This is a genomic window from Candidatus Frankia alpina, from assembly GCF_902806485.1.
Classification (GTDB): domain Bacteria; phylum Actinomycetota; class Actinomycetes; order Frankiales; family Frankiaceae; genus Frankia; species Frankia alpina.
The window spans coordinates 1-8,107 of record NZ_CADCWT010000210.1; the positions used below are offsets into that span (position 1 = coordinate 1).

Below are 8,107 nucleotides of genomic sequence, written 5' to 3' on the forward strand. Positions count from 1 at the left end.
TCACAAATCGACGCCGGGAATGGCTCAGTGATGACCGACGAGTACCCGCCGTTCCGGCTCGACTCCGGCGGGGCCGAACCGGCGCCCGACCAGGACCCGGCCCCGGTGACGTGAGACCGACCGCCGAACTCCCGATCGGACGTGGCGATGCCTGACGTGAGCACCGAAATACCGGGAAACAGCCCTCCGAACACGGATCCGATGATGTCGGATCCCCAGGAGCCCCTCGCGCTGCTGTTCCGCGATCTGCGCAGCGGTCCGGACGGGCTCAGCGGCCGGGAGGCCGCCCGCCGGCTCCTCGCCGAGGGCCCGAACGAACTGTCGAGGCGGCGGAGGCTCACCTGGCCGGGGGAGATCGGCCGCCAGCTCGTGCACCCGCTGCCCTCCTGCTGTGGCTGGCCGCGTTGCTGGCCCTGCTCTCGGGCAGCACCGTGCTCGCCGCCGCGATCGTCGCCGTGGTGCTGCTCAACGCCGCGGTCGCCTTCGTCCAGGAACGGCACGCCGAGCACGCCGTGGAGGCACTGAGCGCCTACCTGCCGCCCCAGGCGACGGTGGTCCGGGACCGCGTCCAGCACAGCATCGCCGTCCGCGAGCTCGTCTCCGGAGACCTGATCCTGATCAGCGAGGGCAACCGGATACCGGCCGACGCGCGGCTGCTGAGCGGCTACGTCGAGGTGGACCTGTCGATGCTGACCGGCGAGTCGGTGTCGGTGCCGCGCTCGGCCGGCGAGGAGCCGGACACCGGCCCCTTGCTCTCCGCCCGCGACCTGGTCTTCAGCGGCACCACGTGCACCGCCGGCGCCGCGCGCGCGATCGTGGTGTCGACCGGCATGCGCACCGAGATCGGCCGGGTCGCGGCGCTGACCGAACGGGTCTCCCGGGAGGAGAGTCCCCTGGAACGGCAGGTCCGTCGGGTCGCCTGGCTGATCGCCGCGGTCGCGGTGGGGGTCGGGCTGGCCTTCCTGCCGCTCGGCGTCCTGGCCGGGCTCCCGGTGAACGAGGCCCTCGTCTTCGCCATCGGCCTGCTCGTCGCGAACGTACCCGAGGGCCTGCTGCCCACCATCACCCTCGCGCTCGCGGTGGGCGTGCGGGTGCTCGCCCGCAGCGGCGCGGTCGTGCGCCGGCTCAGCGCGGTGGAGACCCTCGGCTCCACCACGGTGATCTGCACCGACAAGACCGGGACGCTCACCGAGAACCGGATGCGGCCGGTCCGGCTGTGGACGGCCGCGGACGACCGGCCCGTCAGCGTGCCGCCGGGCGCGGGGACCCGCTCGGACGGGTCAGCCGGCGGGAGCAGCCCGGCGACCGGGCCCGCCGCCATGCCCGCGTCCGTGTCCGGCCCGCTCGGGACGGCCCTGGCCGCCTGCTCCAACGCCGATCTCGGCCGTCCCGAGCGCGGCCGCGACACGCACGGCGATCCGACCGAGATCGGGCTGCTGCACGCCGCCCGGTGGCTCGGCCGCGCGGTCCGCCCAGCGGCGGGCGGAGGCGCCCTTCGACTCCCGCGTGCGCCTGATGTCGACCGTCGACGAGGTCGAGCCCGGCCGCCTCGTCGCGTCCGTCAAAGGCGCCCCGGAAGCGGTTCTCGCGCGCTGCGTGAGCCTGCTGACGCCCGCGGGATCCCGCCCGCTGACCGCGACGGGTTCACCCGGCAGCTCGCCGAGTTCGCCGCCGACGGACTGCGCGTCCTCCCCGTGGCCGACCGCGAGCTGCCGGGCGGGCATCCGGCGCTCGGCGGCGGCCAGCCCGGTAGGGTCGACCGGGACGCCCTCGAGACGGATCTGCGGCTGCTGGGCATCGTCGGGCTGGCCGATCCGCCTCGGTCGGGCACGGCCGAGGCCGTCGCGGCCTGTCACCGCGCCGGTATCAGAATCAACGTCGTCAGCGGCGACCACGCCCTGACCACGGCGGCCGTCGCCCGTCAGGTCGGCATCGGGGGGCCGGGCACGGCGGGCCTGCAGGTGGTCTCCACCGAGGACCTCGGCGATCCGGCCGAGGCCGACCTCGACGCCTTCCTGCGCGACGACCGCGAAATCGTCTTCGCCCGCAGCTCGCCGGAGACGAAACTGCGGATCACCGACGCCCTGCACACCCGCGGCGAGGTCGTCGCGATGACCGGCGACGGCGTGAACGACGCCCCCGCCCTGCGCCGCGCCGACATCGGCGTCGCGATGGGACGCTCCGGCACGGACGTCGCCCGCGAAGCGTCCACGATGGTGCTCACCGACGACGACTTCGCCACGATCGTCCGCGCCGTCGAGGCCGGCCGCCAGGTCTACGACAACGTCCGGAAGTTCATCGTCTACATCTTCGCCCACGCCATTCCGGAGATCGTCCCGTTCCTGGTCTTCGCCCTGTCCGGGGGCACGGTGCCGCTCACCGTTCTGCAGATCCTCATGATCGATCTCGGCACCGAGACGCTGCCGGCGCTGGCGCTGGGCCGGGAACCGGCCGAGCCGGGCCTGATGGAGCGCCCGCCGCGGCCGCGCGGGGAGGGAGTGATCCGGCCGGTGATGCTGCTGCGCGCCTGGGGCGTTCTCGGCCTCGTCTCCGCCGCCGCCGTCATGGCCGTCTACTTCACCGTGCTCTGGCGCATCGGCTGGCACCCGGGCGACTCCGTCGACAAGGGCACCCCGCTGCACGAGGGGTACCAGCGGGCCACCACCATGACCTTCCTCGCGATCGTGGCCTGCCAGATCGGCACGGCGACCGCCGCCCGCACCGAGCACACCTCCCTGTTCGCCGTCGGGCTGTTCACCAACCGCCTGCTCCTCGCCGGCATCGCCTTCGAGATCGCCTTCGCGGCCGTGGTCGTCTACGTTCCGGCCCTGCAGCACATTCTCGGCACCGCCGCGGTCCCGCCCTCCGACCTCCTCCTGTTGCTCCCGCTGCCAGTCCTGGTCTGGGGCGCCGACGAACTCTGGCGGGCCTGGCGTCGCCGGGCGGCGACGATCCCCGGTGAACCGGTCGGCGATTCCCGGTGAACCGGCCCGATCCGCGCAGGTGTCCCGGTCCCCGGAACGAACCGCCCGAAAGACATCCCAGGAACGGGGACGGCAGGACGAAGGTCCCGGGGCACAGGAAGATCAGCCCGCGGACGATCGCGCCCCGGCGGCGCCACCCGGGCAGGACCGCACCGCGGCAGGCTGCCGCGCGAGGATCGCGATCGTGCGGTCATCCCGGACGGCCCCGCAGGCATGCTCGGCGACCAGCGCGAACAGTCGGTGCAGCAACCCGTCGGGCGAGTCCGTCCCGGCGCGCGCGGTGGTCAGGGGAAGCACGCCGAACTGATCGCCGTACTCGTCCCGGGCCTCGCTGATGCCGTCGGTGTACAGCAGCAGGCAGTCCCCGACCGCCATGGTCAACGAACGCGTGGACCAGATCGCGGTCCCGGCGAACAGGTCGGAGAGGATCGGACCGGTCGGGCCGAGCGCCCGTGGTTCGCCGCCGCCGCCGGTGGCCGGGCCCGCGGGCAGATGCACGACCGGCGGATGCCCCGCGTTGACGTAGTCGACGCGGGGCGACCGGGCGTCGGCCACCGCGAGGAAGGCGGTGGCGTACATCTCCCCGAGGTCACCGGCCGCGGCGACGTCGACCATCGCCCGGCTGACCACGACGTCGGGTGTCGCGCCGGCGCACAGGTGCCGGCGCATCGCCTCCCGCAGACGTCGCGCGAACCGCGCGGCCCGCTCGTCATGTCCGGCGGCGTCGCCGACGCACAGCGCGAGCCGTCCGTCGCCGACGTCCAGCACGTCCACCCAGTCCCCGCCGCTGCCGGGAATCACGGCCAGCGAATGCCAGTAGGCCCCCCATCCAGGGGGACTGACGAGCCACACAGCCGGACGCCCGGGCCACGGGATCGGTCTCGTTCCGAGCTGCGGCAATCAGGGAGTGGCGCATGGACGTCTCCAGACCTGTTCCACGGGGGGACGTGCTGCTGTGACCAGCCTCTCAACGGCGCAGGGCCGTTACCAGGAACTTTTGGAGTGCCGGCGCGGGCCGGGTCGCCCGGTCCGCAGTGCCGCTACGACCGGTCCCGGCCGAAGACCACGGCCGCGTTCTCGATCGGATTCCCCAGCCAGTCGTAGATCTCGGCGCTCAACCTCCGCAACGTCGCCGCGCTGCGGCGCAGATGGTGGTGGACGCCCGATCAGCCCGCTGCGGGCAGGGCGGTGTCACAGGGGGGCGGCCCAGCGCAGGTGGGTGCCCCCGCCGGCCGGAGTGGTGAGGCTGAAGGATCCGCCGAGCTGTTCGGCCCGGCTCTGGAGGTTGCCCAGCCCGCTGCGACGATCGGTGGAGCCGAGGCCGACGCCGTCGTCGATCACGTCGATGACCACCGAGTCGCCGGCCACGCCGAGGCGGAGCTCGACGGACCGGGCCTGGGAGTGGCGCGCCGCGTTGGTCAGCGCCTCCCGGGCGACGGCGACCACGTGGTCGGCGAGCTCGCCGCCGACCACGGACTCGAGCGGGCCGGAGTACTGGATCGTCGGCGTGAAACCGAGCGCCGGGCGGACGTCCTCGACGATCCCCTCGATCGCGGCGTGCAGGCGGCGCCGTTCGTCTCCCCCGCCGCCGCTGCTGCGCAGCTCGAAGATCGACCGGCGGATGTCCTTGATGGTCACGTCGAGGTCGTCGACGTACTGGCTGAGCCGCTCGGCGTTCACCGGATGTTCGTACTGGACGATGTCCTGCAGGCCGAGCGCGACGGCGAACATCCGCTGGATGACGTGGTCGTGCAGGTCGCGGGCGATGCGACCGCGGTCCGCCAGCACCACCAGCCGTTCCCGGTCGGCCTTGATCCGGGCCAGCTCCAGGGTGATGGCGACGCTGCCGGCGAAGCTGGCGGCGCCGGTGAGGTCGGTGTCGCTGAAGGCCCGCTCGCCCCGGTCCCGGCCGACGAGCAGCACCCCGGACACTTGGTCGGCGCCGGCCAGCATCGGCAGGATGATCAGGGAGCCCGTCGCGTCACCCCGCTCCTCGGGCAGGGAGTCGAGACGGACGTCCTGCACCCGCAGCGGCTGCTGCTCGGCCATCACCCGACCGGTCAGCGTGCCGTCGAGCGGTACCCGCCGCCCGACGCGGGCGGCGTCCACCCCGGCGGCGGCGACGACGCGGGCGCTGCCGGGCTCGTCGTCCCGGCAGGACGACCGAGACGAACTGCGCGTCGGCGACGGTGGCCACGCGTCGCACGACGGACTCGAGGGCGCCGTCGGCCTCGGCCATGATCTGCCGGGTCAGCTCGGCGGAGGCGCTCATCCACCCGTGCCGCTGCTGGGACTCGTGGAACAGCCGCGCGTTCTCGATCGCGACGCCGGCGCTGGCGGCCAGCGCGAGGGCGAGCTCCCCGTCCTCGGCGGTGAAGCCGACGCCGCCGCGCTTGTCGGTCAGATAGAGGTTCCCGAACACCTCGCCGCGCACGGTGATGGGTACACCGAGGAACGTTTTCATCGGCGGATGACCGAACGGGAAACCGGCCGCACTCGGGTCCCGGGCGATGTCGTCGAGGCGACGCGGCCGGGGATCGTCGATCAGGAGGCCGAGCACCCCGCGACCGGTGGGCAGATGACCGATCCGCTCGACGTCTCCCGGGTTCATGCCGACGTGGATGAACTCCTCCAGGGTGCGGTCCAGCGCGATGACGCCCAACGCCCCGTACCGGGCGTCCAGCAGCTCGCACGCCGCCTCCACGATGTGCCGGAGCAGCATCGGCAGCCGCAGGTCGGTCGCGATGGCGCGGCTCACCGCCAGCAGCCCGCGCAGCCGGCCCTGGGTGGCCAGCACGTCCTGGGCGCGGTCGACCAGCTGGGTGAGCAGCTCGTCGAGCTCGAGGCGCGCGACGGTCGGAAAAGTCAGGCTTTCCCCCTTCGGGGCCAGCGACGAGGATTCAGCTTCCGTCCGGACCCGAACGGCGGTGTGCTCGGCTTCCGAAGCCATGGCCGAACGGTACTTGAACGGACCGGCCGCACGAGATCCGACAAGGATAATGTCCGGCTGTTCATGCCGCGGTCGCCGGCATCGGTGGTCGGCGCCCGGCCCGACCTGGTCATTAGGCGGCGGCCCGGCGGGCGTCGTGCAGGGCGGCCGCGACGGTCGCCGCCGTGTCGATGCTGCTGGACTCCGGCCAGGGTGCGACCCGGGAGACGCTGTCGGCCAGGCGGGTGGGGCCGCCGCCGGGTGCGGCGGCGGCCGGCTGGGAGGCGGGCCGCCCCGCCCCGAGCTCGGGGCGGGGCGTGCAGCGCAGCTGCACGAGGTCGGCCACGTTCTGGCGGGCGACCTCGGCCGCCTCGACCCGCTGGCTGTGCCGGTTCCACGGCGCGTCGACGATGACGGACTCGCCCCGGCACAGCGCCGCGGCGGCCAGGCGCAGCAGCTCGGTGTGGACGGCGTCGGCGGCGTCGGCCGGCATCCCTCGCCCCGCGGCGGGATCGGGCCGGTCCGGCGGGGCCGGCCGGGCGGCCGCGACGACGTCGAAGCGGAGCACCGTCCACCCCTCGGCGCCCGCCAGGCCACCGGCGAGCGTGGACTTCCCGGTGCCCCGCTGGCCGCCGACCAGCACGAGCCGGACCCGGCCCTGGCGCAGCCGGGCCAGCGCCAGCTCGGCGAGAACCCGCACCTCACGCCCCGCGGCCCCTCCCCGGCCACGAGACGCCGAGACTCCGTCCGACAGCGCCGCATCGCCACGACGGCCGCAGTAGAAGTCCTGCAGCGAGCGGGGATGGTTCTCCCCCGCGATCTCCCGGTAGCGGCCGAGCAGGATGCGGGCGAGGTCGCGACGTCCGAGCCATTCCAGGTCGACCGCCAGGGCCGCGACGTCCGCGAGAACGTCGGCCGCCCGCAGCTCGGCCTCGGACTCCAGACAGTCGAGCAACCGGGGACCGTCGTCGAGGCAGAACGTGTCCGCGGCGCTCAGGTCGCCGTGCCCGTCGCGGATCCGCCCGGCCTCCCGGCGCTCCCGCAGGAGCTCGCCCCGGCCGTCGAGGTACCGCCCGGCGAGGCGGTCCACCTGATCGAGCAGGGGGGCGCCCACCGCGGTGCCGCCGTCGCGCCGCACCTCGGCGAGGTGTTCGTCCCACCGCGCGCGCAGGCGGTCCGGGGCGCCGGCCGCCGTGATCCGGGGTGAGGTCGCGCAGCGGGCGTGGAAGCCGGCGAGCACCTCGGCGATGGAGTGGATCTCCGCGACGGCCGCGGCGCCGTTCTCGGCGAGCGTCGACAGCCGGCGCGCCGCGGGCAGGCGACGCATCACGACCATGTGGTCGCAGAGCTCCCCGCCCGGCCCGATGACATCGGCGACGCCGAGATAGATGTCGGGCGCGAGGCGGCGGTTGAGCACGACCTCCGCCTCGCAGGCCGCCAGCCTCGCCGGCCGGTCACGCAGGTCCAGGCCGGCGAGTTCCACCGGCTTCCTGACCTTGTAGACCCGGTCCCCGAAGAAGACGAGCACCGACCCCGGCGTCTCGACCGCCCCGGCGTGCGGCCGCTGCGCCCCGGCCGGCACCGGCTCGTCTCGTCCGGCCGGGAACGGGCTCGTAGCTGTCCGCGGGTTCATGGTTCGAGCCTGCCCCGCACCTGGTGCGCGGTCAGCGTGCGCAGGTCACGCCCGGAGGACCCGAAGGTCCGTCGAAACGGGGGCCAAGGTCCCGGAAACCTCCAGCATTTCGCCGCTGTGAGCCGGCGGGCGGCGTATTCTGCTCCGCGTGGCGACGATCCGGGTGTTCATTCTCGACCGGATCCGCCAGGGGCCTCGGGAGGACCCGGCGCTCAGTTCCTTCAACCCCCGGGAACGCGAAATCCTCAAGCACATCGCCGAAGGTCTCACCAACCGGCAGATAGGCACCCGGGTGCATCTGTCCGAGAAAACCGTGAAGAACTACGTCTCCAGCATCCTGGAGAAGCTCGGCATGGCCAGCCGGACCCAGGCCGCCGTCTACTCGCTGAAGAAGGCGAGCGAGGCCTGACCCACCGCGGGCGCGCCGATGAGAGCACCCCGGTCGAGCATTATGTCGGCTTTCCCCGGCGATCCGCCGGCAAAGCCCGCAGACAGCCACCTGTACCAGGGCGGTTGGTCACCCCGGACCATGCCTGAGCCATTCCCGGCAACGATTTGTGA

Annotated in this window: 5 protein-coding genes and 2 pseudogenes; 4 read left to right on the forward strand and 3 right to left on the reverse strand. The window is 73.6% G+C overall.

Going from position 1 to position 8,107, the window contains the following annotated elements:
* The first annotated feature begins 204 nt into the window (after positions 1-204).
* From G6R25_RS27790 to G6R25_RS29865, 3 genes and pseudogenes are all read left to right on the forward strand, one after another.
* Complete coding sequence (locus tag G6R25_RS27790; RefSeq protein ID WP_163554006.1) at positions 205-525, forward strand: cation-transporting P-type ATPase; 321 nt, start codon at positions 205-207, stop codon at positions 523-525.
* Positions 459-1,166: pseudogene (locus tag G6R25_RS29855) on the forward strand (HAD-IC family P-type ATPase); the annotation flags it as partial. The gene G6R25_RS27790 and the pseudogene G6R25_RS29855, both read left to right, overlap by 67 nt.
* A gap of 513 nt (positions 1,167-1,679) precedes the next feature.
* On the forward strand, positions 1,680-2,984 hold the full coding sequence (locus tag G6R25_RS29865; protein WP_473246914.1) for an HAD-IC family P-type ATPase: 1,305 nt from the start codon (positions 1,680-1,682) through the stop codon (positions 2,982-2,984).
* A gap of 102 nt (positions 2,985-3,086) precedes the next feature.
* Here the strand turns inward: G6R25_RS29865 and G6R25_RS18665 are convergent, their stop codons facing one another.
* The 3 genes and pseudogenes from G6R25_RS18665 to G6R25_RS18675 all read right to left on the reverse strand — a co-directional run bounded on the left by G6R25_RS18665 (position 3,087) and on the right by G6R25_RS18675 (position 7,495).
* Positions 3,087-3,836 (reverse strand): PP2C family protein-serine/threonine phosphatase, encoded by a 750-nt coding sequence (locus G6R25_RS18665; RefSeq protein ID WP_235949015.1) that lies wholly within the window; start codon positions 3,834-3,836, stop codon positions 3,087-3,089.
* 339 nt (positions 3,837-4,175) lie between these two features.
* Positions 4,176-5,934, reverse strand: a pseudogene (locus G6R25_RS18670) (sensor histidine kinase).
* A gap of 112 nt (positions 5,935-6,046) precedes the next feature.
* Positions 6,047-7,495, reverse strand: coding sequence for a P-loop nucleotide/nucleoside kinase family protein (locus tag G6R25_RS18675; protein ID WP_163554009.1), 1,449 nt, complete (start codon positions 7,493-7,495; stop codon positions 6,047-6,049).
* 214 nt (positions 7,496-7,709) lie between these two features.
* On the opposite strand from G6R25_RS18675, the gene G6R25_RS18680 reads away from it, so the two are divergent.
* A complete protein-coding gene (locus tag G6R25_RS18680; protein WP_419469379.1) occupies positions 7,710-7,955 on the forward strand; it encodes a response regulator transcription factor in 246 nt (81 codons plus the stop codon).
* Positions 7,956-8,107 lie beyond the last annotated feature (152 nt).

What these genes read in the sequence shown, in the direction of transcription:
- G6R25_RS27790 (WP_163554006.1), top strand. Translation starts at nt 205, where the DNA reads ATGTCGGATCCCCAGGAGCCCCTCGCGCTGCTGTTCCGCGATCTGCGC.